This is a genomic window from Kitasatospora sp. NPDC087314 (genome assembly GCF_044744365.1).
Taxonomy (GTDB): domain Bacteria; phylum Actinomycetota; class Actinomycetes; order Streptomycetales; family Streptomycetaceae; genus Kitasatospora.
Map to the genome: position 1 here is coordinate 294401 of NZ_JBIUYE010000002.1, position 21901 is coordinate 316301.

General features: G+C 74.7%; 19 protein-coding genes. 11 read left to right on the top strand and 8 right to left on the bottom strand.

The genetic code is table 11. The features are described 5' to 3' along the window. Nucleotides 1–28 precede the first annotated feature (28 nt). The 4 genes from ACIO5E_RS05145 to ACIO5E_RS05160 form a co-directional block, all read right to left on the bottom strand. Nucleotides 29–304, bottom strand: coding sequence for a glutaredoxin domain-containing protein (locus ACIO5E_RS05145; protein ID WP_400663957.1), 276 nt, complete (start codon nt 302–304; stop codon nt 29–31). After that, nucleotides 301–2412 (bottom strand): protein kinase, encoded by a 2112-nt coding sequence (locus ACIO5E_RS05150; RefSeq protein WP_400663958.1) that lies wholly within the window; start codon nt 2410–2412, stop codon nt 301–303. The genes ACIO5E_RS05145 and ACIO5E_RS05150 overlap by 4 nt, the downstream gene beginning before the upstream one ends. A gap of 130 nt (nt 2413–2542) precedes the next feature. Next, nucleotides 2543–3460 (bottom strand): alpha/beta fold hydrolase, encoded by a 918-nt coding sequence (locus ACIO5E_RS05155; RefSeq protein ID WP_400663960.1) that lies wholly within the window; start codon nt 3458–3460, stop codon nt 2543–2545. A 364-nt stretch (nt 3461–3824) separates the two neighbouring features. Beyond that, complete coding sequence (locus tag ACIO5E_RS05160; RefSeq protein WP_400663962.1) at nt 3825–4583, bottom strand: dienelactone hydrolase family protein; 759 nt, start codon at nt 4581–4583, stop codon at nt 3825–3827. A 105-nt stretch (nt 4584–4688) separates the two neighbouring features. Here ACIO5E_RS05160 and ACIO5E_RS05165 point away from each other — a divergent pair, with 105 nt between their 5' ends. Continuing rightward, nucleotides 4689–5060: a DUF6191 domain-containing protein gene (locus ACIO5E_RS05165; protein ID WP_400663964.1), complete on the top strand. Its 372-nt coding sequence runs from the start codon at nt 4689–4691 to the stop codon at nt 5058–5060. Here the strand turns inward: ACIO5E_RS05165 and ACIO5E_RS05170 are convergent. Next, complete coding sequence (locus tag ACIO5E_RS05170; RefSeq protein ID WP_400663966.1) at nt 5021–5422, bottom strand: VOC family protein; 402 nt, start codon at nt 5420–5422, stop codon at nt 5021–5023. The two genes, ACIO5E_RS05165 and ACIO5E_RS05170, sit on opposite strands and share 40 nt — an antisense overlap. A 67-nt stretch (nt 5423–5489) precedes the next feature. Next, nucleotides 5490–6290 carry a (2Fe-2S)-binding protein gene (locus ACIO5E_RS05175; RefSeq protein WP_400663968.1) on the bottom strand — a complete coding sequence of 267 codons (801 nt, stop codon included), beginning with the start codon at nt 6288–6290 and terminating at the stop codon, nt 5490–5492. A gap of 155 nt (nt 6291–6445) precedes the next feature. On the opposite strand from ACIO5E_RS05175, the gene ACIO5E_RS05180 reads away from it, so the two are divergent. The 10 genes from ACIO5E_RS05180 to ACIO5E_RS05225 all read left to right on the top strand — a co-directional run bounded on the left by ACIO5E_RS05180 (nt 6446) and on the right by ACIO5E_RS05225 (nt 18739). Beyond that, nucleotides 6446–7489, top strand: coding sequence for a FecCD family ABC transporter permease (locus tag ACIO5E_RS05180; protein ID WP_400663970.1), 1044 nt, complete (start codon nt 6446–6448; stop codon nt 7487–7489). Then, on the top strand, nt 7486–8520 hold the full coding sequence (locus ACIO5E_RS05185) for a FecCD family ABC transporter permease (RefSeq protein ID WP_400663972.1): 1035 nt from the start codon (nt 7486–7488) through the stop codon (nt 8518–8520). Before ACIO5E_RS05180 ends, ACIO5E_RS05185 begins: the two co-directional genes overlap by 4 nt. Further along, the gene (locus ACIO5E_RS05190; protein ID WP_400663974.1) at nt 8520–9362 is read left to right on the top strand and encodes an ABC transporter ATP-binding protein; all 843 of its coding nucleotides are present in this window, start codon (nt 8520–8522) and stop codon (nt 9360–9362) included. Before ACIO5E_RS05185 ends, ACIO5E_RS05190 begins: the two co-directional genes overlap by 1 nt. Before the next feature lie 72 nt (nt 9363–9434). Further along, entirely contained in the window at nt 9435–10436 is a 1002-nt protein-coding gene (locus ACIO5E_RS05195) for an ABC transporter substrate-binding protein (protein ID WP_400663976.1), read from the top strand. 216 nt (nt 10437–10652) lie between these two features. Further along, nucleotides 10653–11861 carry an acetyl-CoA carboxylase biotin carboxylase subunit family protein gene (locus ACIO5E_RS05200; protein WP_400663978.1) on the top strand — a complete coding sequence of 403 codons (1209 nt, stop codon included), beginning with the start codon at nt 10653–10655 and terminating at the stop codon, nt 11859–11861. Continuing rightward, the gene (locus ACIO5E_RS05205; RefSeq protein WP_400663980.1) at nt 11858–13573 is read left to right on the top strand and encodes an IucA/IucC family protein; all 1716 of its coding nucleotides are present in this window, start codon (nt 11858–11860) and stop codon (nt 13571–13573) included. Before ACIO5E_RS05200 ends, ACIO5E_RS05205 begins: the two co-directional genes overlap by 4 nt. Next, nucleotides 13570–14790, top strand: coding sequence for an MFS transporter (locus ACIO5E_RS05210; RefSeq protein ID WP_400663982.1), 1221 nt, complete (start codon nt 13570–13572; stop codon nt 14788–14790). Before ACIO5E_RS05205 ends, ACIO5E_RS05210 begins: the two co-directional genes overlap by 4 nt. Continuing rightward, complete coding sequence (locus tag ACIO5E_RS05215) at nt 14787–16511, top strand: IucA/IucC family protein (RefSeq protein WP_400663984.1); 1725 nt, start codon at nt 14787–14789, stop codon at nt 16509–16511. Before ACIO5E_RS05210 ends, ACIO5E_RS05215 begins: the two co-directional genes overlap by 4 nt. Beyond that, nucleotides 16508–17722 (top strand): type III PLP-dependent enzyme, encoded by a 1215-nt coding sequence (locus ACIO5E_RS05220; protein ID WP_400663986.1) that lies wholly within the window; start codon nt 16508–16510, stop codon nt 17720–17722. Before ACIO5E_RS05215 ends, ACIO5E_RS05220 begins: the two co-directional genes overlap by 4 nt. Before the next feature lie 219 nt (nt 17723–17941). Beyond that, nucleotides 17942–18739: an inositol monophosphatase family protein gene (locus ACIO5E_RS05225; RefSeq protein WP_400664430.1), complete on the top strand. Its 798-nt coding sequence runs from the start codon at nt 17942–17944 to the stop codon at nt 18737–18739. 82 nt (nt 18740–18821) lie between these two features. Here ACIO5E_RS05225 and ACIO5E_RS05230 read toward each other — a convergent pair whose 3' ends face one another. Beyond that, the gene (locus tag ACIO5E_RS05230; RefSeq protein ID WP_400663988.1) at nt 18822–20381 is read right to left on the bottom strand and encodes a pyridoxal phosphate-dependent decarboxylase family protein; all 1560 of its coding nucleotides are present in this window, start codon (nt 20379–20381) and stop codon (nt 18822–18824) included. Then, nucleotides 20378–21766, bottom strand: coding sequence for a diaminobutyrate--2-oxoglutarate transaminase family protein (locus tag ACIO5E_RS05235; protein WP_400664432.1), 1389 nt, complete (start codon nt 21764–21766; stop codon nt 20378–20380). Before ACIO5E_RS05235 ends, ACIO5E_RS05230 begins: the two co-directional genes overlap by 4 nt. Nucleotides 21767–21901 lie beyond the last annotated feature (135 nt).

Sequence of the window (21901 nt, forward strand, 5' to 3'; positions counted from 1 at the left end):
CTGCTCTGTCGAAAGCCAGAGGCGTGGGTCAGGCGCCGGCCTGGTCGCCGTGCTCCCTGGCGGCCGCCAGCAGTTGGCGGACCGACGGATTCACCATCGGGCGACCGGCCACGGTGACCGTCGGCACGGTCTCGTTGCCGTCCGCGACCGAGCGCACGAAGGCGGCGGCGTCCGGGTCCTTCCAGATGTTCACCATGGTGAACCGCCGGCTGTAGCGCAGGCGGGTGAAGAGCAGCCCCAGGCGCAGGTTCATGCAGTAGGTGCACAGCGGGCGCCAGTAGAGGACAACGGCGTCGTTCGTCACTGGAACCGCCATTCCTGGGCCGCGTTGCCGGGGGTGCAGGTGACCATGGTGACCGCGTTCCCCACGCCGTTGTCGGTCATGCAGCTCTGGTTCTGGTAGTCGGCCAGGGTGTAGGAGCCCTGGGTCGAGCCGTTGCGCACCGTCCAGTTCGTCAGGAAGCTGAAGCCGCCGTTCAGGGTGACCTTGCCGTCCATGGTCTGGACGAGCTGCGGACCGCCGCTGTTACAGGCGTTGAACAGGATCCAGGAGCCGGGGTTGGTCGCCCGCACCCAGCCGTACTGGGACGCGCCGCCCACCACGATCGGGTTGTCGCCGCTCAGGTCGTCGTGGGCCATCCCGATGGGGTGGCCGTCCTTGACGCTGACGATGGTGCTCCAGGAGGTGCCGCCGCAGGACGGGGGCCGGGCGGGGGTCTGCGGGGCCGGCGGGTTGCCGCCGCCCGAGGGCGAACCGCCGCCGGACGGGGAGCCGCCCCCGGCCGGGGAGCCACCGGCCGCGTTCTGGGCCGGGGGCTGCGGGTTGGGGTTGGCGGGCTGGTTGGCCGTGCCGCCGGCTCCGGCACCGGTGCCGGCCGGGTTGGCCTGACCGCCGGAGGCCCCGCCTGCGGACCCGCCGCCCGCCGCGTTGCCCCCGGCCGCCGCGCCCGCGCCGGCACCGGTGCCAGTGCCGGTGCCGGTGCCGGTGCCCGAACCCCGGCCCGCCGAGGCGCCGTTGCCGCCCTGCGCGGATCCCGGGGCGGTGCCCGGGGCGGGTGCGCCCGGCTGGTTCGGGGTGCCCGTCTGCTGGTCGGCGGCCGGGACCTGGGTGGCGGCCGGGGTGTCGGTCGGTGCGGGCGTGGCGGGCGGCGTCGTGGCCGAGGCCGACGGGGTGCCCGGGGCCGCCGGGGCCGTCACGACCACGGTCGTCTGGGCGGCGGGCGGCACGGCCGTGTCCGAGTGGTCGGGCGACCGGTCCACGAGCAGGACGGTCGCCGTCCCCATCGAGATGACCAGGGGGACGATCACCGGTACCAGCAGCGTGCGCCGCGACCGGCGCTTGCCCGGCTCGGTCGCCGCCTGCGGCCCCACCTTCGCGACCTCGTCCGGCCCGGGCCGGTCGGCCGCGTCCGCGACCGGCACCGGGGCACCCGGCTTCTCCTCCCCGGCGCTCCCGGCTCCGCCGGGCGCTCCCCCGGCCCCTGCCCTGAGGTCGACCGTCCCGCTGTCGGCCGGTGTGCCGGCCGCGCCCGCCGCACCCGCCGCGCCGATCGCCGCCCGGGCCGCGGCCGCCATCTCGGCGGCGTCGGCGTACCGGTCCTCGGGCTTCTTGGCCAGCGCCTTCGCGACCAGCTCGCGGACCGCCGCCGGGAACGTCCCCGGCAGCTCCGGCACCGGCTGGCGGACGTGCTTGAGCGCGACCTCCAACACTCCCTCACCGACGAACGGCGGCGTCCCGGTGAGCAGTTCGTAGCAGACCACGCCGATCGAGTAGAGGTCCGAGGCCGGACCGGTGCCCGCGCCCTCGGCCTGCTCGGGGGCCATGTAGAGCGCGGTGCCGACGATCGCGTGCGAGGCGGTGATCTTGGTACTGGCGATCGCCCGGGCGATGCCGAAGTCGGTGATGACCATCCGGCCGTCGGAACGCACCATCAGGTTGGACGGTTTGAGGTCCCGGTGCACGATCTCCCGCCGGTGCGCGGCGTGCAGGCCGTCCAGGGCGGCGGCGACCAGGTCGAGGGCGCGCTCGGGGGGCATCGGCCCCTCCGCGGCGAGGACCCGGTCCAGCGGCCGGCCGTCGACCAGCTCCATGACGATGTAGGCGCAGCGCTCCCCGGCCTCGCCGCCCTTGTCGCTCGCGTCCCCTTCGCCGGCGTCGCCGCTGCCGCCGCTCTCGCCGTAGTCGTGGACGTCCACGACGGCGGGGTGGTCGATCGCGGCGACCAGTTGGGCCTCCCGCCGGAAGCGCTGGATGAAGGTGTCGTCCTCGAACAGCGCCGAGTGCAGGATCTTGACGGCGACCGATCGCGCCAGCACCGCGTCGTCCGCGCGCCAGACGGTGCCCATCCCCCCGCCGCCGATCCGCTCGACCAGCGTGTACCGCCCGCCGAGCACGGCACCCGGACCCCTCATACTCCCGCCCCCATGTGTCATGACCCTCCCCAGCGGGCCGTTCGGCCCCCAGTGTGCCAGAGGGGGCCGACGGCTCAGCAGGCGCTGTCCGGCCAGGGGTTGGGTGCCCGTGCGGTCAGGCCTCCAGGGCCTACCGGGCGTGCTCGACGACCTCCAGGACGGCGGCGGCGACGGCCCCCGGCTGGTCGGCGTGGATGGCGTGGCCGGCGCCGTGCACCACGATGTGCGAACCCCTGACGGCCCCGGCGGCGATACGCGACTGCAGGACCGTCCAGCGGGCGCGCATCGCCCCGGGCAGCCCGTCGGTCGCGCTCAGCACCGTCACCGGCACCTCGGGCAGCCGCGCGACGCGGCGCCGCCGCCGGATCTCGGAGACCGCGAGGATCGACAGCCGGTTCTCGTCGAGGACGGTCCGCCGCTGGTGGCGGTGGGCGCCGACGGCCGCCTCGGCCCTCGTGAGGAGTCCCCCGGTACCACGTGCGGCGGGTGCCACTGCCGCCCGGACCTGCCACCACCGCAACAGGAGGGCCTCGGCGACGCGGATGGCCGGTGGCTGGAACTCCTCGTGCGCCGGATCCACCAGGACCAGGCCGGCCACCAGTTCCGGCCGCTTCCAGGCGAGGAGTTGGGCCAGCTGGCCGCCCCAGCTGTGCCCGACCAGGACGGCCGGCCCGGCGTCGAGGTGCTCCACCAGGGCGGCCAGGTCCCCGATCGGGGACTCCAGCGACGGGCCGGTGGCGCCGTCGGGGTCGCTGGCGCCGAGCCCGGCCCGGTCGTACGCCACGATCCGGCCGTGCGCGGCCAGTTCGGGCAGGACCGGCGCCCAGGTCAGCGACGAGGTGCCGCTGCCCGCGACCAGGACCACCGGTGGGCCGCCGCGCCCCGCCTCCACCCAGCGCAACACCCGTCCACCACGGTCGAGTTCGCCCTGCTGAACGCCGTCCGGGACGTGCTCGGCCAGCGCCTGCGCGATGGCGTCCCGCACCTCCCGCATGCCCTGTGCGCCCCGGGCACCCCGCAGTTCCCGCACGTACTGCTTGGTCTGCATGTTCGATCCCCCCTGGATCCGCCCGCGTGGTCCCGGCCTGCGGCGCCGGGTGACGCGGGTCCACACTCACCGCCGCTACGAGTTCGGGGCGTCTCCCCGACGCCCTGGTGGGCCGGTCGTCGACCGGCCCGGACTCGCCGTCAGGCACCAGACCCTGGCCGCCCGGCGACACGGCAATCCGAATACTTCGTGTCCGTCACGTAACCGAAGGACGAAGAGCAGGCGCTGTCGACAGTCCCGCCAACTCTCCTGCCCCGGGCCCGGATCGGACTCCCTACGCTCCGCCCGTACGCGCCTCCCCTCCCCCACCCCAGGTCGGCCGAGCATGCCCCCCGACTGGCCCCGCCACTGCCCCCCGACCGGCTCAGGCCGGCAGGGTCCGCTTGAACAGGTCGAGCAGCGCCTCCCAGTGCCGCTCGTCGGCGGCCGCGACGTAGCGGGTGGTGTCGGCCTGGGTGTAGCCGTGCGTGGCACCCGGGTAGACCTCCGCCCGGTGACGGACTCCGGCGGCGGTGAGGGCCTCGGCGAGCCGGTCGATCTGCTCGGGAGGCAGGGACGGGTCCTGGTCGGCGTGGCCGAAGTACAGCTCGGCGGTGATCCGGCCGGCCCCCAGGTGCGGGCTGTCCGGCGCCTCGGTGGCGAGGTTGCCGCCGTGGAAGCCGGCCACGGCCGCTACCCGGTCCGGGTGGCTGGCGGCCGTCCGCAGGGCGAGCAGGGCGCCGCGGCAGTAGCCGGTGAGACCGACCGGACCGTTCTCGACCAGCGGGGACTCGGCGAGCCAGCGCAGGTAGGCGTCCGCGTCGCGGGTGGTCACCTCGGGGGTGAGGGTAGTGAGCAGCGGGACCAGCCGATCGAAGATCGTCGGGTCGTTGTCCGGGTCGATGAGCTGCGGCAGCTCGACGACCGGAGCGCGGCCGTGCCGGTAGTAGGCGTTGGGGAGTAGCACGGTGTACCCGGCCTGGGCGAGCCGGTCGGCCTTCTCCTTCAGGTGGGGCCGGACCCCGAAGGCGTCCATGTAGAGGAGGACACCGGGGTGTGCCCGTCCGTCGTCGGGGTGGGTGAGGTAGGCGTCGGCGATGCCGTCCGCCGTCGGGATGTCCACGGTGGTTCCGCGCACGGTCATGGTGAGGGTTCTCCTTCGGTCCGCGCGGCAGGGTAACGGGTGCACGCCGCCTTCGGCGCGGCATTTTCCGGGAACGCCGCTACGGCCCCGCGACGTTGGGCGTGCATGGGAGTGATCGTGGGGGTGGCGTCGGCGGTGGCGGCAGTGCTCGGGCTGGTGCTGCTGGCGGTGTGGCAGATCCAGGGCGAGTCGTCGGGGCGTCGGCGGCCGGCCGGCGGGTCCACCGGGGTGGGCCTCGGCGGCGGTCTGGAGGAGCTGCACGCACTGTTCAGCCCGGGCAAGCAGGTGCAGATCGAGCAGCGCCGGGAGCAGTTGACGCTGCGGGACGACGCGCAGGCCGGGGCGCCGCCACACTTCGGCGTGGACCTGGACCGGGGCGTGGCGGTGCTGCGCGGCGGCGACGGGACGGCCGGGGCCGACCGGGAGCGGGAGAGCGCTCAGGCCCCCCAGCCACGGGAGCAGAGCACCAACCGGTAGCCGTCCGGGTCGGATATCGTCACGCCGAACTCCTCCCAGTACGGGTTGTGGGCCCGGACCCGGGTGCCGCCCGCGGCCTCCAGGCGGGCGACCAGGGCCTCGTCCACGGGCGCGCCGAGGTAGACGACGAACAGGTCGTCGACCGTCGGGGTGGGCTCCAGCGGGTTCTCCGGATCGTGGGTGAGCTCGAAGTGCCAGGCGCCGCCGGGCGGGCCGACCATGAGCAGGTCGTGCTCGCCGGGCACCCGCTCGGTGGTGCGCCACAGCACGTCCAGCCCGAGGCCGCCGACGTAGAAGCGCTCGGCCGCCGCGAGGTCGCGCGAGGGGCGGGCGATCCTGACCCGCGTCGTCGAATCGATCATGGCGCGACCCTAGCGGATACCACTGACACAACCGATCGTCCCGGGCGATCCGTGAGCGGACGCCGCCTCAGAACCGGCGCAGCCGCTCCTCGTCGCCGGTGCGCGGGCAGGTCAGACAGGCGACGGCCTCGGGCTCGACGGCGTAGTAGAGACAGCAGCCGAGCCGGGTACGGGTGTGGTGTCCGCGCCCGTCGGGGGTGTGCAGGCGGCGGAAGTCGGCGGCTCCGGGCAACGGGAGGGTGCCGCCGGGCAGGAGCGCCTCGGCGGCGGCGACCGAGGCGTCCTCCTCGCCGAGCATCCGGCCGAGGTACCAGACGGCGGAGGCGAGGTCGTCCGTCACCATGCCCCAGAGCGCGCGGTCCCGGCGCCGGCTGGGGGCGGCGAACGCGGCGAGCACCGGTTCGACGTGGGTGACGACGGCGGCCCGCAGTTCGGCGCGCAGTTCGTCGTCGCCGGGGAGGCTGACGTGGCCGCGCGGGCGCAGCGCGAGGTCCCCGGTGGGGGCGTGCAGCCAGAGGTCGGCGGGGTCGATGACGGGGACTTTCCGGGCGAGCTGCCAGGGCCCGGCGATGAGCAGGCAGGCCGACCAGACGTAGTGGTGCAGCAGTCGGGAGGCGGTGACGTGCGGGCGGGAGGCGCGACCGTGTTCGGCGGCGATGCGCTCCTCCTCGCCGGCCAGGGCTGCGGCCAGCGCCCGTTCGTCGGTGCCGAGTTCGGCCCCCGAGTACCAGCCGTCGGCGGCACGGGGGTCGGGTTCGGCGGCGTCGAGCAGGCGCAGCTTCAGCACCGGGCAGAGCGCCCGCAGGCGCCGGTAGTCGCCCGGCAGGGTGGACGTCGGCGCGACGGGCAGGGGTGTTCCGGGGATCATCGGCGCTCCGTAGATCGACTCCGCATGATCGAATAAGGTGAGGCTCACCTTACAATGCCTCAAGGAGTGCGCCACCCAGGACCAAACCGGGACAAGGGTCCGACATTCGGGCCAACCGGCTCGACCTTGACGAACTTAGGTAAACCTAACCTAAGATGTCGACCGTGTTGAGAACCGACCCGCCGGTCACCACAGCCCCGGCGACACCCCGATCCTCGGTGCTCCGGCGGCCCCTGCTGCTGGTCGCCGGTTCGGGCGCGCTCGTGCTGTGTGCCGCGCTGAGCCTCGCGCTCGGCTCCCGATCCATCCCGCTGTCCACCGTGGCCGACGCGCTCACCGGGGCCGCCCACGGCGGCGACGCCGACGTGGTGATGGGCCTTCGCGTGCCGCGGACGGTGATCGGACTGGCCGTCGGGGCCGCGCTCGGCGTCGCCGGGGCGGTCGCCCAGGGCGTCACCCGCAACCCGCTGGCCTCCCCGGTCACCCTCGGTGTCAACGCCGGCGCGAGCCTCGCCGTGGTCGCCGCGATCTACGCGCTGGACCTCGGCCGGTCCGTCCAGTACGTCTGGTTCGCCTTCGCCGGGGCGGCCGTCGCCGCGGTCGCCGCGTACGCGATGTCCCGGCGCGGCGGCGACCTCGACCCGGTCCGGCTCGCACTCGGCGGCACCGTGCTCACCGTGGTGCTCACCTCGTGGACCTCCGCGCTCATGCTGGCCAGTCACCGCACCCTGGACGAGGCCCGGTTCTGGCTGGCCGGCTCGATCGGCGGGCGGCAGCTGGACACCCTCACCCCCGTGCTGCCGTTCCTGGCGCTCGGCCTGCTGGGCGCGTTCGCGATCTCGCCCGCCCTCAACGCGCTGGCCCTCGGGGACGAGGCCGCCCAGTCGCTCGGCGTGCCGGTGGCCCGGATCCGGCTGACCGGCGGGCTGGCCGTCGTCCTGCTCGCGGGCAGCGCGGTCGCCGTCGCCGGGCCGGTGGCGTTCATCGGACTGGCCGCGCCGCACCTGGTCCGCCCGCTGTTCGGCAACGACCACCGCTGGCTGCTGCCCGGCTGCCTGATCGCCGGTCCGCTGCTGCTGCTCGCCGCCGACGTGCTCGGACGGCTCGTGGTGCGCCCCTCCGAGATCGAGGTCGGCATCGTGACCGCCTTCCTCGGCGCGCCGCTGCTCGCGGTCCTGGCCCGGAAGGTGGCCCGGTGACCGCGCTCGCCGTGCCCGTCGGCACCCTCGCCCGCCGCCGGGCCCGCACCGCCGCGTGGTCGGCACTGGCCGCCGCCCTCCTGGTGGTCCTGACCGCGGTCGCACTCGGCACCGGGCAGGTGCGCCTGTCCGGGTGGGACGCGCTGCGCGCCCTCGTCGGACAGGGCGATCCCGGAAACGTCCTGGTGGTGCAGCAGTTCCGGGCGCCCCGGGTGGTGTCGGCGCTGATCGCCGGGGCCGCGCTGGCGATGGCCGGCTCGATGCTCCAGCGGCTCTTCCGCAACCCACTGGCCTCCCCCGACACCATCGGCGTCACCGGCGGCGCGTCCTTCGGCGCGGTGCTGATGCTCGCCACCGGCGCCTCCCAGCAGCTGATCCCGCTGGCCGCGCTCGGCGGCGGACTGCTGGCGGCGCTGCTGCTCGGCGGACTCGCCTGGCGCTCGAAGATGGCCGTCACCCGGCTGGTGCTGGTCGGTCTGGCGGTGCAGCAGGGCCTCGCCGCCGCCGTGAACCTGATGATCGTACGGTTCCCGGCCGAGCTGGCCTCCTCCGCGATGCAGTGGACCACCGGCTCGCTGTACGGCCGCAACTGGACCGAGGTGTGGATCGGCGGCACCGCCATCGCGCTGACCGCCCTCGCCGTGCTGCTCTGCCAGCGGCGGGTCGCGGTCCTCGACCTCGGCGACGACTCGGCCGGCGGCCTCGGCCTCAACCCCGGCCGGGACCGGCTCCGGCTGCTGCTGCTCGGCATCACCCTCGCCTCGCTGGCCGCCGCCCTCACCGGCCCGGTCGCGTTCGTCGCGCTCGCCGTGCCGCACCTGGTCCGGCTGCTCGCCGGACCGCCCACCCTCGGCACGCTCGGACTCACCGCGCTCACCGGCGCCGTCCTGCTGCTGTCCGCCGACCTCCTCGTACTCCACGTGATCCCCGTCCACGGCCTGCCGGTCGGTGCCGTCACCGCCACGCTCGGCGCGCCCTGGCTCCTGGCGCTGATGATCCGCCAGGGCCGGCCTCCTCAGAGGAGCAACTGATGACGCCCACGACGACGACCGTCGAGTCCGTCACCACCGCCAACCGGCTCGCCGCCCACGGCCTCGACCTGCGCTACGGCGACCGGACGATCGTCGACGGGCTCGACCTCGACCTGCCCGGCGGCGCCGTCACCGCCATCGTCGGGCCCAACGCCTGCGGCAAGTCGACGCTGCTGCGCGGCCTGGTCCGGCTGCTCGACCCGGCCGCCGGCACTGTCACCCTGGACGGCTCCGACATCCACCGGATGCCCGCCCGGGCGCTCGCCAAGCGGATGGGCCTGCTGCCGCAACAGCCGGTCACCCCCGAGGCGATCACCGTCGAGGCGCTGGTACGGCTCGGCCGGTACCCGCACCAACGGATGCTCAGCCCGTGGTCCGGGACCGACCAGGCGGCCGTCGAGGAGGCGCTCGCCCGGACCGGCACCGCCGAACTGCGCGACCAGCAGGTCGACCGGCTCTCCGGCGGACAGCGCCAGCGGGCCTGGATCGCGCTCGCGCTCGCCCAGGACACCGAACTGCTGCTGCTCGACGAGCCGACCACCTTCCTCGACCTGCGCCACCAGCTCGACGTCCTCGACCTGGTCGCCGACCTGCACGCCGAGGCCGGGCGCACCGTCGTCATGGTGCTGCACGACCTCGGGCAGGCAGCCCGGTACGCCGACCACCTGGTGGTCCTCAAGGACGGGCGGCTCGCCGCCGCCGGGCCGCCCACGGAGGTCCTCACCGCCGAGCTGGTCGAGGCCGTGTTCCAGGTGCCGTGCCGGGTGGTGCCCGACCCGGAGACCGGCACGCCGCTGGTCGTCCCCCGGTCGCGGACCCGGCCGCGTGCCACCGGCCGCTGACCAACCCCCTCCCTCGAATCCCCCTCCCCCGAATCCCCCCGACCACCCGTTCGTCCCGATCCAAGGAACCCCATGAACCGCCGACTCCCCGTCGCTATCCTCGCCGTCGCCCTCTCCACCACGCTGCTCGCCGCCTGCGGCAGCGACGGGGGCACCACGCAGGGCGGGGACGCCACCCGGTCCGGCGCCTCCGCGAGCACCGACGCCTCCGCCGTCTTCCCGCGCAGCGTCACCCACGCCGCCGGGACGGCCCAGATCAAGGCCCAGCCCAAGCGCGTCGTGGTGCTGGACAGCGGCGAGCTCGACGACGTCACGCTGCTCGGCATCACTCCGGTCGGCGCGGTGTCGCCGCACATGAAGACCGAGGGCGGGTTCCCGAACTACCTCAAGGACAAGATCAAGGACACCAAGGACGTCGGCCCGATGAACGAGCCGAACCTGGAGCTGATCGCCTCCCTCAAGCCGGACCTGATCCTCTCCTCCAAGGTCCGCCACGCCAAGGTCTACGACCAGCTGAACGCGATCGCGCCGACCGTGCTCGCCGAGACCACCGGGTTCCCGTGGAAGGAGAACCTCGCCCTCTACGCGCAGGCGCTCGGCAAGGAGGACGAGGCGAAGAAGGCGCTCGCCGACTACCAGGCGCGGGCCGCCAAGCTCGGCGAGGAGATCAAGGCGAAGAACGGCGGCACCATGCCGACCGCCTCGGTGGTCCGCTTCGTGGCCGGACCGACCCGCCTCTACGCCAAGGCCTCCTACAGCGGTGTGGTGCTCAAGGACGTCGGCCTGGCCCGCCCGGCCGCCCAGGACGTCGACAAGAACATCATCGAGGTGAGTGCCGAGCAGGTGAACCAGGCCGACGCCGACCTGGTGTTCGTCACCACCGCCGACGACCCGTCCAAGACCAAGGAGAGCGAGGTCCAGCAGACCCCGGTCTGGCAGAGCCTGAACGCGGTCAAGAACGGCAAGGTCTTCACCGTCCCGGACGAGACCTGGATGTCCGGCATCGGTGTCCAGGCCGCCGACGCCATGCTCGGTGACATCGCCAAGGCCGCGGGCGTGGACGCGCCCAAGTAGCCGCTGACAGCAGACGGCGGGCGGGTGCGACGGCGAACAGATGACAGCGAACAGATAACAGATTTCGAAATCTGTCATCTGTCAGCTGTGATCCGTTCGCTGTTCGTACCGACCTTTCGCACCGACCCCTTCGCCGCGATCCCCCTTCGCTGCGACCCCTTCACCGCGACCCGTCCGCCGTCACTCGCTCGCCACCACCTCAAGGACCACCAACCCATGCGGCTCTACCTGCTCGCCCTCAACCCCACCGACTCGGTCACCTCCGGCTTCCTGCCCGCCGCCGCCAGGCTCGGGCTGGACGTCACCGTCCTGACCGACCACGCCGAGCCCCACCGGAAGGCCTACGCCGACCTCCCGTCCACCGCACCGGAGGTTCTGGAGTGCGACATCCGGGACTTCCGCGCGGTGATCAGCCTGATCTCCCGGCACCACGCGCCCGCCGCGGTGTTCAGCAACAGCGACCACCTGCAGACCCAGACCGCCCTGGCCGCCGAGTACTTCGGCCTCCCGGCCAAGGATTGGAAGGCCGCGCTGCGGGCCAAGGACAAGGGCCAGCTGCGCCGCCACCTCGCCCTGACCGGCCAGGACGCCGTCTGGTCCGCCGAGTTGGCCCCCGGGCAGGACCCGGCCGAACTGGACCCGCCCTTCCCCTGCGTGGTCAAGCCCCGCGAGGGAGTCGCCAGCGAGGACGTCACGCTGGTCGCCGACGCCGCCGAACTCGCCGCCCGCTGCCGGGAGATCCAGCACCGCCGGGCCGGCGCCACGCTCGTCGTCGAGGAGTTCCTGGCCGGACAACTGTGCACCCTGGAGACGCTCGGCGACGGCCACCGCCGGCACGTCCTCGGCGGCTTCCGCACCCGCCTCTCCCCGCCGCCGGACTTCATCGAGGAGGTGCTGGAGTTCGTCCCCGCGCACCCCGCCGCAGTGGTCGAGCAGGTGCTCGCCCAGCTCGACGCGCTCGGCGTCGGACTCGGCGCCTGCCACACCGAGTTCGTCGTCCAGCCGGACGGCCGCGCCCGGATCATCGAGGTCAACTACCGTGCCATCGGCGACCAGTGCGACCTGATGCTCGCCGAGATACTCGGCACCCCGCTCTTCGAGCAGATCCTCGCGGCCCACCTCGGCCGCGAAGTCCCCGCCGACCTCGGCGCGCAGTGCGCCGCGACGCCCCGCCGGGCCCGCAACGAGGTGATCTGCGCCGACCGGGCCGGCGTCCTCACCGCCGCCCCCGGTCCGTACGACGAGGAGCGCGACGGCGTCCGGCTCGCCTACCGGCCGCTGCGCCCGCTCGGCGAACGGCACGAGCACTACCGCACCAACCGGGACTACCTGGGCGTGATGTGGGCCATCGGCACCGACCAGGGTGCCGTGGACGCCGCCGTCGCCCGGTTCCGCGCCGCCAACCGCTGGGAGATCACCCCGTGACCGCCGACGAGCAGCTCACCCTGCGGGTGCTCTCCGCCCTGCTGCGCGAGGACGTCCTCGGCCTGCGCACCCGCGGCGCCGTGAAGGACCGCGCCGACGGCCCCTGGTTCACCGTCGCGGACGCCGAACTCGCCCTGCCCGTCGCCGTCGAGGGCTTCCAGTGCGAGTACGCCGCCCGGCTGCCCCTGCTGGAGCTGGCCGGGCGTCGGCTCACCGGCCTGGACGCCATCGTGACGGCCCTGACCGACCTGGCCGAGGCCGAGGACCGGCCCGGCTGGGCGGCGTTCGCCGAGGAGTGCCGCCAGACCCTCGACACCATGGAGCTGCACGAGCGCGTGCGCCCCGAGGTGCACGCCCGGCTCACCGACCTGTACGGCGAGGACCCGGCCGACTGGACCGGCCTCGCCGCCGCCCTCGGCCACGACACCCTGGCCGCCTACCTCGACCACCCGGTCTACCCGACCGCGCGCGGCCGGTCCGGCCTCACCGAGCCGCAACTGCGCGCCTATGCCCCCGAGTTCCACCCCGCTTTCGAACTGCGCTGGCTGGCCGTACCGGCCGACGCCCTCACCACCCACGGCGAGCACCCGCTCCCGAGCTGGTGGCCCACCCCGGCCTGGCTCGGCCTTGCGGCCGCCTGCCCCGGCGAGGGCTGGGCCACCCTGCCCGTCCACCCGCTCACCGTCGGCGCCCCGCTCGACGAGGCGCTGGAGGCGGCCGGCCTGGCCGGCCGCGCGGTGCTCGCCGAACGGCCGTACCTGACCGTCGTGCCGACGCTCTCCATGCGCACCGTCGCCGTCGCCGACGACCCCGCCTGCCACCTCAAACTCCCGCTCGCCACCGCCACCCTGGGCCGGCTCAACCGCCGCACCATCAAGCCCGGCACACTGCTCGACGGCGCCGCCGGCCAGCGCCTGATCGAGGCCGTGCTGACCCGGGAGCCCCGCTTCGCCGACCGCGTCCTGCACGCCGACGAGCAGACCTGGGCGCACGCCGGGCACGAGCTGCTGGCCGTCCTGCTGCGCCGCTACCCGACCGGGCTGGAGCAGGCCGTCACCGCCCCGCTGGCCGCCCTGCTGGCCCCCGCGCCCGGCGGCCGCCTGCTGCTCGACCACCTCGCCGACCGCTTCCACGACGGCGACCAACTCGCCTTCTACGACGAACTGCTGGAGCTGTTGCTGGACTGGCAGGCAACGCTGTTCGGGTACGGGATCGCGCTGGAATCGCACCAGCAGAACACCTCACTGGTGCTCGACGCCAACGGGCTGCGACTGCTCTACAAGGACGACGACGGACCGCGCGTACACACCGCCCGGATGAACGCCGGACTGGGCGAACTCGCCCCGGACCGCGTGGACTTCGACGACCCTCGGATCTTCGGCGACGACGACCGGGCACTCACCGACCTGTTCACCACCATCACCGGCCACCTGTGCACCGCTTCCCTCGCCTTCGGCCTCGCCGACCACGGCCGCGCCGAACTCGACGAGGTGCTCGGCCTGTTGCGCAAGCGCCTGGCCGAGGCCGTGGACCGGATCGGTCCGGCCGGCGAACCGCTGCGGGCGGACCTCCTGGAGGCCGAACGCCTGCCGGTGAAGGCCATGGTCAGCGCCGGCACCCTGCTCAGCAAGCAGCGCTCGGGCGCCGCCGACATCAACAAGCACTACACCAGCGGCCCCAACTACCTGCTGGCGAACGGCATCGCCCGATGAGCGTGGAGACCCTGCCACAGCGGTCCAGCCGCGAGAGCGACGGCTCCGGCGGGATCGGCCGACGCCAGGTGCACGCCGTCGCGGCCTGCTACTTCGTCGCCTCCTTCGCCGCGCTGGGCCTGCCGCCGTACCTGACCGCGATCCTGCCCACGCTCGGCGACCCGCAGGCCCGGTGGGCCGGCGTGCTCTACATCGTCCCGACGGTGTTCAGCGCGCTCGGCGCACCGCTGTGGGGCCGGATGGCCGACCGCTTCGGCCGCAAGCGGCTGCTGCTGCGCGCCCAACTCGGTCTCACCGTCTCCTTCCTGCTGGCCGGGGCCGCCGGCAGCCTGCCCGCCTTCACCCTCGCGCTGGTCCTCCAGGGCTTCCTCGGCGGCACCTTCGCCGCCACCAACGGTTACCTCGCCGCCGCCCTCGACGGTCCCAGGCTGTCGCGCGCGCTCACCCTGATGCAGGGCAGTGCGCGGGCGGCCCTGGTCGCGGCACCGATCCTGGTCGGCGCGCTGTCCCCGTGGATCGACCCGCACCGCCAGTACCTGGTGATGGCCGTCCTCCCGCTCGCCGCCGCGCTGCTCCTGTCGCGGCTGCCCGAGCCGGAGCGACCGGCGGCGGCGCCCGCGTCCGAGGGCCGCACCGACCGGACGCCGGGAGTCCCGCTACTGCCGCTCTACGTCTTCGAGTTCGTGTTCGTCTTCGCCACCGTCATCTCCTTCCCCTATCTCATCTCGCTCGCCGAGCAGCGGCTGCCCGGCGTCTCCGGCACCACCACCGGCGTCCTGTTCGCCCTGCCGCACCTGTGCTACCTGGTGTTCGCCGCGCGCACCCACACGCTGTTCCACGCCCGCCCGCACACCGGCATCGCGCTCGGCTTCGGGTTCGTCGCGCTCGGCCTGGCCGGGCACGCCGTCGCGTACTCGCTGCCCGTCTTCGTCGCCGTCCGGCTGCTGCTCGGGGCCGGGCTCACGCTCGGCCTGGTCAGCCTCGCCGTGCTCGCCGCCGGAGCCGCCCGAGGACGCGCCCCCGGGCGGATGTTCGGCACCCTCGAACTCGTCTCCAAGGGCGGCGCCGTCGCCGCCGGCGCCGTCGCCGCGCTGGCCAACGGTCGGTACGGCGCCGCCGCGCCCGTGGTGGCCGGCACCGCCGCCGCTCTGCTGGCCGCCGTCGCGGCCACCGCACTCTCCCTCCCGTCCCTCCGCAAGCGCTGGAGTCGCCGATGACCCGCGAGCCGATCACCCACGACCTGCCCACCGCCGACGAAGCGGTGGCCCACACCCTGCTGAACTGCCTGCTGCGCGAGGTCTCCGCCCCCGAGCACCAGACCGCCGTGGCCGACGGCCGCCTGCTGCTGCGACTGCCCCGGCGCGGCACCCTGCTGCGGATCGCCCTGCGCCGCACCTCACTGCTCGGCGCGCACCGCTTCACCGGCCCGGTCGAGATCGAACGAGACGGCGACTGGGTCGAGTTGGGCTGGCGCGAGATGGCCGAGCAGGTGCAGGACGAACTGGAGCTGCGCACCGGCACGGTGAACGAGGAGTTCCTGGGCCAGGTGACCTCCAGCCACGACGGCCTCCGGCAGAGCATGGCCGGCCGGCCGGCCGCCGGAGCGGACCGCTACCTGGAGTCCGAGCAGGCCCTGCTGTTCGGCCATCGCTTCCACCCGGCGCCCAAGTCCCGCTCCGCCGCCCGGGGGGACTGGCGCTGGTACGCCCCGGAGTCCCGCGCCGCGTTCCCGCTGCGCCACCTCGCCGTCCGTGCCGAGCTACTCGCCGAGCAGTCCCTGGACGAGAGCGCGACCGCCCTGCTGGACGGTCTGGGCGAGGTGCCGGACGGCTACCGGCTGCTGCCCGCCCACCCGTGGCAGTACCAACTCATCGGCGACCACCCGCTGTTGCGCGATGCCCTGGCCCGTGGGGACGTCCTCGACCTGGGGCCGCGCGGCGAGGCGTTCACCGCCACCGCCTCGGTGCGCACGCTCCACGGCGCGGACGCCTTCCTCAAGTTCAGCCTCAACGTCCGCATCACCAACTGCCTGCGCAAGAACGCCGCGTACGAGCTCACCGGCGCCGTCGCGCTGACCCGGCTACTCGCGCCCGCGCTCACCGACCTCGCCCGGCGCTTCCCCGATGCGGCGATGCTGCGCGAGCCGGCTTTCCGCACCCTGGCCCTGCCCGGCGCCGGCGGCCGACCCGACCAGACGCTCTACGAGGGCTTCGGCCTGATCGTCCGCGAGGGCTTCGGCGGTGTGCTGCGGCCGGGCGTCACCCCACTGCTGGCCGCCGCCGTCGCCGACGAGCACCCGACCAGCTCCGCCCACATCTCCCGCCTGCTGGAGGGAAGTTCGGGCGCCTCGCGGGCCCTGGACTGGTGGCGCTCCTACCTGGGGCTACTCATCCCGCCGGTGCTCGCCGCCTACTTCGACCACGGCGTGGTGCTGGAACCGCACCTGCAGAACGTGCTCATCGGCGTCGACGCCACCGGACACCCCACCCAGGTGCTCTTCCGTGACCTGGAGGGCACCAAGCTCGTCCCCGAGCACAACGCCGACATCCTGGCCGCCCTCCCGCCCGAGGTCGCCGGGCCGATGACGTACGACGCCGAGCGCGGCTGGGACCGGGTGGTCTACTGCCTCCTGGTCAACCACGTCGCCGAACTGCTCGCCGCCCTCGCCGACCGCCATCCCGCGCTGGAGGGCGCGCTGTGGCAGGCCGTCCGGGACACCCTGGAAACCTACGCGGCCGCCCACGGCCGTCCGCCCCGGCTGCGGGCGCTGCTCGCGGGCGTCCCGCTGCCGGCCAAGGCCAACCTGCTCACCCGCTGGGAGCGCAAGGCCGACCGCCAGGCCGGCTACGTCCGTCTGCCCTCGCCGCTGGCCGGCTCCGTCCTCGCCGAGGCCGCCCGCACGCCCGTCCCCCTCTGCCTTGGGAGCGCCGCCCGATGACCGAGACCGTCCGCCGGCACGTCGCCGCCCTCGTGCCGGACGCCCTGCCCGCCTACGTCTACGACCTGGCGGCGCTGCGCGCGCACGCCGCCGCTGTCCGGGCCGCGCTGCCCGAGCGGGTCGAGCTGTACTACGCCGCCAAGGCCAATCCGGAAGCGCCGGTGCTGGCCGCACTGCGCGACGCGGTCGACGGCTACGAGGTTTCCAGCGGTGGGGAGTTGGCGCACGTGCGAGCGGCCGTGCCGGACGCGCCGCTGGCCTTCGGCGGACCGGGCAAGACGACGGCCGAGATCGCCGCCGCCGTGGACGCCGGGGTGCACCGCTGGCACGTCGAGAGCGAGCAGGAACTTCACCGGCTCGACGCCGTCCTCGCGGACCGGCCGGGCACGGTCGTCGACGTACTGCTGCGGGTCAACCTGCCGGTCGCCACCGGCGCGCTCGACGCGGTGGCGCTCGCGATGGGCGGACGGCCGACGCCGTTCGGGCTCGACCCGGACCGCGCCGAGGAGTGCGTCCGCCTGCTCACCGGCGACGGCGCCGACCCAGGCCCGCTCGGACGGCGGCTGCGCCTGCGCGGCGTGCACGCCCACCTGGCCAGCGGGCTCGCGGCGGCGGAGCAACTGGCCGTCGCCGAGCAGATCGTGACCTGGTCGGCCGCGCTCGCCGAGCGGCACGGCTTCCCGCTGGCGGAGGTCAACGTCGGCGGCGGGATGGCCGTGGACTACGACGACCCGGCGAGCCGCTTCGACTGGACGGCCTTCGGCGAGGGTCTGGCCAAGCTGCTGGACGCCCACCCTGGCCTGACCCTGCGGATCGAACCGGGCCGGGCGCTGACCGCCTACTGCGGCTGGTACGCGACCGAGGTGCTGGACGTGAAGCAGAGCCACGGCGAGGACTTCGCGGTGGTCCGCGGCGGCACCCATCACCTGCGCACCCCCGCCACCCGGGGGCACTCCCAGCCGTTCGAGGTGCTCCCGGTGGACGCCTGGCCGCACCCGTGGCCGCGTCCCGCCGTCGGCACCGGCCGCGCCACCCTGGCCGGCCAGCTCTGCACCCCGAAGGACGTCCTCGCCCGAGCCGCCTCCGGCGCCGACGGCCTGCGGGCGGCCGACCGCGTGCTGTTCGCGATGGCGGGCGCGTACGCGTGGAACATCTCGCACCACGAGTTCCTGATGCACCCTCGCCCGGGCTTCCACTATCTGGGCAGCTGACGAGGCGGCCAGGGCGGCCGGCGAGCCACGGATAACAGGTGACAGGTAACAACTAACAGATGACAGATTTCGAAATCTGTCATCTGTTAGTTGTTACCTGCTACCCGCGCAGCCCCCCTCCGCGCCCCCACCAGCCTCTCCCGCCCCAGGGGTCGCCGCAGGTCGCCTGCAGCCACTCGTGCGACAGTGGTAGGCAGCGAAGGGAGCGCGAACGTGCTGATGGACAAGGTGGCGGAGATACTCGCCGAGGCGTCGGCCGAGGTGGTGGAGCCGCGCTTCCGGGCGCTGGCCGCCGGCGAGGTGATGGAGAAGGCGCCCGGCGAGGTCGTGACGGTCGCCGACCGCGAGGCCGAAGCGATCATCACCCGCCGTCTGCGCGAGCTGCTGCCCGTCCCTGTGGTCGGCGAGGAGGCGGTCTCCGCCGACCCCGCACTCGCCCAGGCCCTCCACGACGAGCCCGCCGCCTGGCTGGTCGACCCGGTCGACGGCACCGCCAACTTCGTCGCCGGCCGCCCCGAGTACGCCGTGATGTGCTCCCTCGTCCGCAGCGGACGGACCGTCGCCTCCTGGATCTGGCAGCCCGCCACCGCCACCGCCTACTGCGCCGAACTGGGTTCCGGTGCCTGGCGCGACGGCCTGCGCCTGACCCGTCCGCCGGCGCCGCACGACGCCGCGAAGCTGCGCGGATCCGTGAAGAGCCGCTACCTCGACCCGGAACACCGCCGGCGCCTGCAGGCCAACGAGTCGGCCTTCGGTGAGATCTCCCCCGGTCGGCACGCCGCCGGGATCGAGTACCCGGACCTCGTCGAGGGCCGCTTCGACTTCCTCCTCTACTGGCGCACCCTCCCCTGGGACCACGCCCCCGGCTCCCTGCTCGTCACCGAGGCCGGCGGCATGTCCGCCCGACTCGACGGCAGCCCCTACCGCCCCGAGGCGCCCGGCGGCGAGAACGGCCTGCTGGTCGCCGCCGATCCGCAGACCTGGGAGCTCACCCGCACCGCCCTCCTGAGCGACTGACCTGAACCGTCCAGCGCCTGTCCGGGCCGGGTTCCTCGCCCTGGTTCGGGCGCCGAGGCCGCGAACGGCACCCGGACACGCCCTAACCCGCCCGGTCCCCCGCAGCCTTCCGCCCCGCGTTCACCACCTCGCGCACCAGCGCGCGCACCTCCCCCGTCGTGGCGTGCGGGTTGAGCAGGGTGAGCTTGAGCCGCACCCGGCCGGGCCCCTCGCCCGGCAGCTCGGTCCGCCCGACCACCGCCCGCCCGGTGCGCAGCAGCAACCGGCGTAGCCGGCCGTTGAGTTCGTCGACGGCCGCCTCGTCCGTCAGGCCCGGCGGCCGGTAGCGGAACAGCAGGGCGGTCAGCACGGGTTCGGCATGGAGTTCGAGCGACGGTTCGGCGCGGACGGCCTCGGCGGCGGACCGGGCGAGTTCGTGGCAGGCGTCGACCAGCCGGCCGAGCCCGTCCCGGCCGAGGGTGCGCAGGGTGACGGCGAGCTTGAAGGCGTCGGCCCGCCTGGTGGTGCGCAGCGAGCGGCCGAGCAGGCTGGGGTAGCCGGCCTGCTCGTCGTCGGCGGGGTTGAGGTACTCGGCGCGACGGGCGAGCGAGACGTAGGTCTCGGCACGGCGGACCAGGAAGACGCCGGCGGCAGCGGGTTGCCAGCCGAGCTTGTGCCAGTCGAGGGAGACGGAGTCGGCGCGCTCGATGCCGTCGAGGAGCGGGGCGAGCCGGTCGGAGAGCAGCGCGCCGCCGCCGTACGCGGCGTCGACGTGCAGCCAGGCACCGTAGCGGCCGGCCAGATCGGCGGCGACGTGCAGCGGGTCGATGCCGCCGGTGTCGGTGGTGCCGGCGGTGGCGACGACGGCGATCGGGGTGCGTCCGGCCCAGCTGGCCTCAGCCAGGGCCCGTTCCAACTCCTGCGGTTCCATGCGGAGTTGCCGGTCGACCGGGACGGCGACTACGGCGCGTTCGCCGAGCCCGAGCAGGGCGGCGGAGCGCTGGACGGAGAAGTGCGCGGCCGCGGAGGCGACGATGCACGGCCGGACTCCGGCCGGGATGCCGTCCAACTCGACGATGCCGTCCAGTTTCTGGTCGCGGGCCAGCATCAGGCCCATGAGGTTGGACTCGGTGCCGCCCGAGGTGAGGACGCCGGCGGCGCGGGCCGGGTCGTAGCCGACCAGGGCGGCGAGCTCGGCGAGGAGGGCGGTCTCCAGGGCGGTGGCGGCGGGGGCCTGGTCCCAGGAGTCCTGGGAGGGGTTGAGGGCGCTGACCGCGAGGTCGGCGGCGACGGCCACGGCGAGCGGCGGGCAGTGCAGGTGGGCGGCGCAGGCGGGGTCGGCGGGGTCGGCGGCGCCGTAGGCGAGGAGTTCGGTGAGGCGGGCGAGCGCACCGGGCCCGCGGGCGCCCGCCAGGCCGTCGGCGACCAGTGCGCCGATCTCGGCCGGGCTGCCTGCGGGCAACGGCCCGCCGCGCAGCGCGATGCCGTTGTCGAGCGCGTCCAGGACGGCGGCCAGCAGCGGCCCGAGCGCCCCGGGCCCGCCGACGCCGCCCGCGAGGGCGTCCAACGGGGCCGGGCCGACCGGCAGTTCGGAGGAAGCACCGGCCCCGGCCCCGGCGCCGAAAGCCCCGGAACCGTCACCCGCACCCGCCCCGGCGCTCATTCGGCACCCCGGACCGCGGGAGCGCCACGGTCACCGGCCACCGCGACCGCCACCGACGCCGACGGATCCGCCGCGGCAGTCGCGGCAGTCGCGATCGCGTCGGCGAGCCGGTCGAGGACGGCGGCGACCTGCTCGTCGGTGATGGTGAGCGGCGGGAGCAGTCGCAGCACCGCGTCGTGGCGGCCGCCGAGTTCGACGATCAGCCCGCGCGCCAGGCAGGCCTCCCGGACCCGGAGGGCGAGCGCCGGGTCGGCCGGGCGGGCCCCGCAGGCGTCCGGTTCGGCGGCGGGGTCGACGAGTTCGACGCCGAGCATCAGGCCCCGCCCGCGCACGTCGCCGATCACCGGCAGCTCGGCGGCGAGGTCGCGCAGCCGGGCGGCCATCCGCTCGCCGACGACGGCGGCGCGTTCGACCAGCCCGTGGGCGGCGACGTGGCGCAGGGTGGCGGCGCCGGCGGCCATGGCGAGGGTGTTGCCGCGGAAGGTGCCGGTGTGGGCGCCGGGCCGCCAGCCGTCGTAGTCCTCGCGGTAGACGACGACGGCGAGCGGCAGGCTGCCGCCGATGGCCTTGGAGAGCACCATCGCGTCCGGGACGATGCCGCTGTGCTCGACGGCCCACATCGCCCCGGTGCGGCCGACACCGGTCTGCACCTCGTCGACGATCAGCGGGATGCCCCGTTCGGCGGTGATCCGGCGCATCTCGCGCAGCCAGCCGTCGGGCGCGGGGACGACGCCACCCTCGCCCTGCACGGCCTCCAGGATCATCGCGGCGGGCGGGACGACGCCGCCCGCGGGGTCGTCCAGCAGCCGCTCGACGTAGGTCGCGGCGAGGTCGGCGCCCGCCTCGCCGCCGACGCCGAACGGGCAGCGGTAGCCGTACGGGTAGGGCAGCCGGACGACCTCGCCGCCGCTCGGCAGCGGTTCCTTGACGGCGATGTTGCCGGTGAGCGCCAGGGCTCCGGCGGTCATGCCGTGGTAGGCGCCGGTGAAGGCGAGCGCGCCGGACCGGCCGGTGGCGGTCTGCATCAGCTTGAGCGCGGCCTCGACGGCGTCCGTCCCGGCGGGGCCGCAGAAGTGGACGCGGGCGCCGGCGGCGAACTCGGCGGGCAGGCTCTCGAACAGCGCGCTGGTGAAGTCGTCCTTCTCGGCGGTGGCGAGGTCGAGCAGGTGCAGCGGGGCGCCGCTGTCGAGCGTGCGGCGGATCGCCTCCAGCACCACCGGGTGGTTGTGTCCGAGGGCGAGCGTCCCGGCGCCGGATAGGCAGTCCAGGTAGCGCCGCCCGTCGGCGCCCTCGACGGTCATGCCGTTGGCCCGCACGGGGACGATCGGGAACGACCGGGCGTACGTCCGGGCGGCGGACTCGCGTACGCGCTGGCGGCGCAGGATGGCCTCGCCGGAGGCCGGGACACCGGCGGCACCGGAGGCTCCGACGGCACCCGCGGCTCCGACGGCAGCGGCACCAGCGGCGCCGACGGCCCCGGCCGCTCCGGAGGCGGAGGCGGAGGCGGAGGCGGGGGCCTG

What these genes read in the sequence shown, in the direction of transcription:
- ACIO5E_RS05150 (WP_400663958.1), bottom strand. Translation starts at nt 2,412, where the DNA reads ATGAGGGGTCCGGGTGCCGTGCTCGGCGGGCGGTACACGCTGGTCGAG.
- ACIO5E_RS05155 (WP_400663960.1), bottom strand. Translation starts at nt 3,460, where the DNA reads ATGCAGACCAAGCAGTACGTGCGGGAACTGCGGGGTGCCCGGGGCGCA.
- ACIO5E_RS05160 (WP_400663962.1), bottom strand. Translation starts at nt 4,583, where the DNA reads ATGACCGTGCGCGGAACCACCGTGGACATCCCGACGGCGGACGGCATC.
- ACIO5E_RS05165 (WP_400663964.1), top strand. Translation starts at nt 4,689, where the DNA reads ATGGGAGTGATCGTGGGGGTGGCGTCGGCGGTGGCGGCAGTGCTCGGG.
- ACIO5E_RS05170 (WP_400663966.1), bottom strand. Translation starts at nt 5,422, where the DNA reads ATGATCGATTCGACGACGCGGGTCAGGATCGCCCGCCCCTCGCGCGAC.
- ACIO5E_RS05175 (WP_400663968.1), bottom strand. Translation starts at nt 6,290, where the DNA reads ATGATCCCCGGAACACCCCTGCCCGTCGCGCCGACGTCCACCCTGCCG.
- ACIO5E_RS05180 (WP_400663970.1), top strand. Translation starts at nt 6,446, where the DNA reads ATGTCGACCGTGTTGAGAACCGACCCGCCGGTCACCACAGCCCCGGCG.
- ACIO5E_RS05190 (WP_400663974.1), top strand. Translation starts at nt 8,520, where the DNA reads ATGACGCCCACGACGACGACCGTCGAGTCCGTCACCACCGCCAACCGG.
- ACIO5E_RS05195 (WP_400663976.1), top strand. Translation starts at nt 9,435, where the DNA reads ATGAACCGCCGACTCCCCGTCGCTATCCTCGCCGTCGCCCTCTCCACC.
- ACIO5E_RS05200 (WP_400663978.1), top strand. Translation starts at nt 10,653, where the DNA reads ATGCGGCTCTACCTGCTCGCCCTCAACCCCACCGACTCGGTCACCTCC.
- ACIO5E_RS05210 (WP_400663982.1), top strand. Translation starts at nt 13,570, where the DNA reads ATGAGCGTGGAGACCCTGCCACAGCGGTCCAGCCGCGAGAGCGACGGC.
- ACIO5E_RS05215 (WP_400663984.1), top strand. Translation starts at nt 14,787, where the DNA reads ATGACCCGCGAGCCGATCACCCACGACCTGCCCACCGCCGACGAAGCG.
- ACIO5E_RS05220 (WP_400663986.1), top strand. Translation starts at nt 16,508, where the DNA reads ATGACCGAGACCGTCCGCCGGCACGTCGCCGCCCTCGTGCCGGACGCC.
- ACIO5E_RS05225 (WP_400664430.1), top strand. Translation starts at nt 17,942, where the DNA reads ATGGACAAGGTGGCGGAGATACTCGCCGAGGCGTCGGCCGAGGTGGTG.
- ACIO5E_RS05230 (WP_400663988.1), bottom strand. Translation starts at nt 20,381, where the DNA reads ATGAGCGCCGGGGCGGGTGCGGGTGACGGTTCCGGGGCTTTCGGCGCC.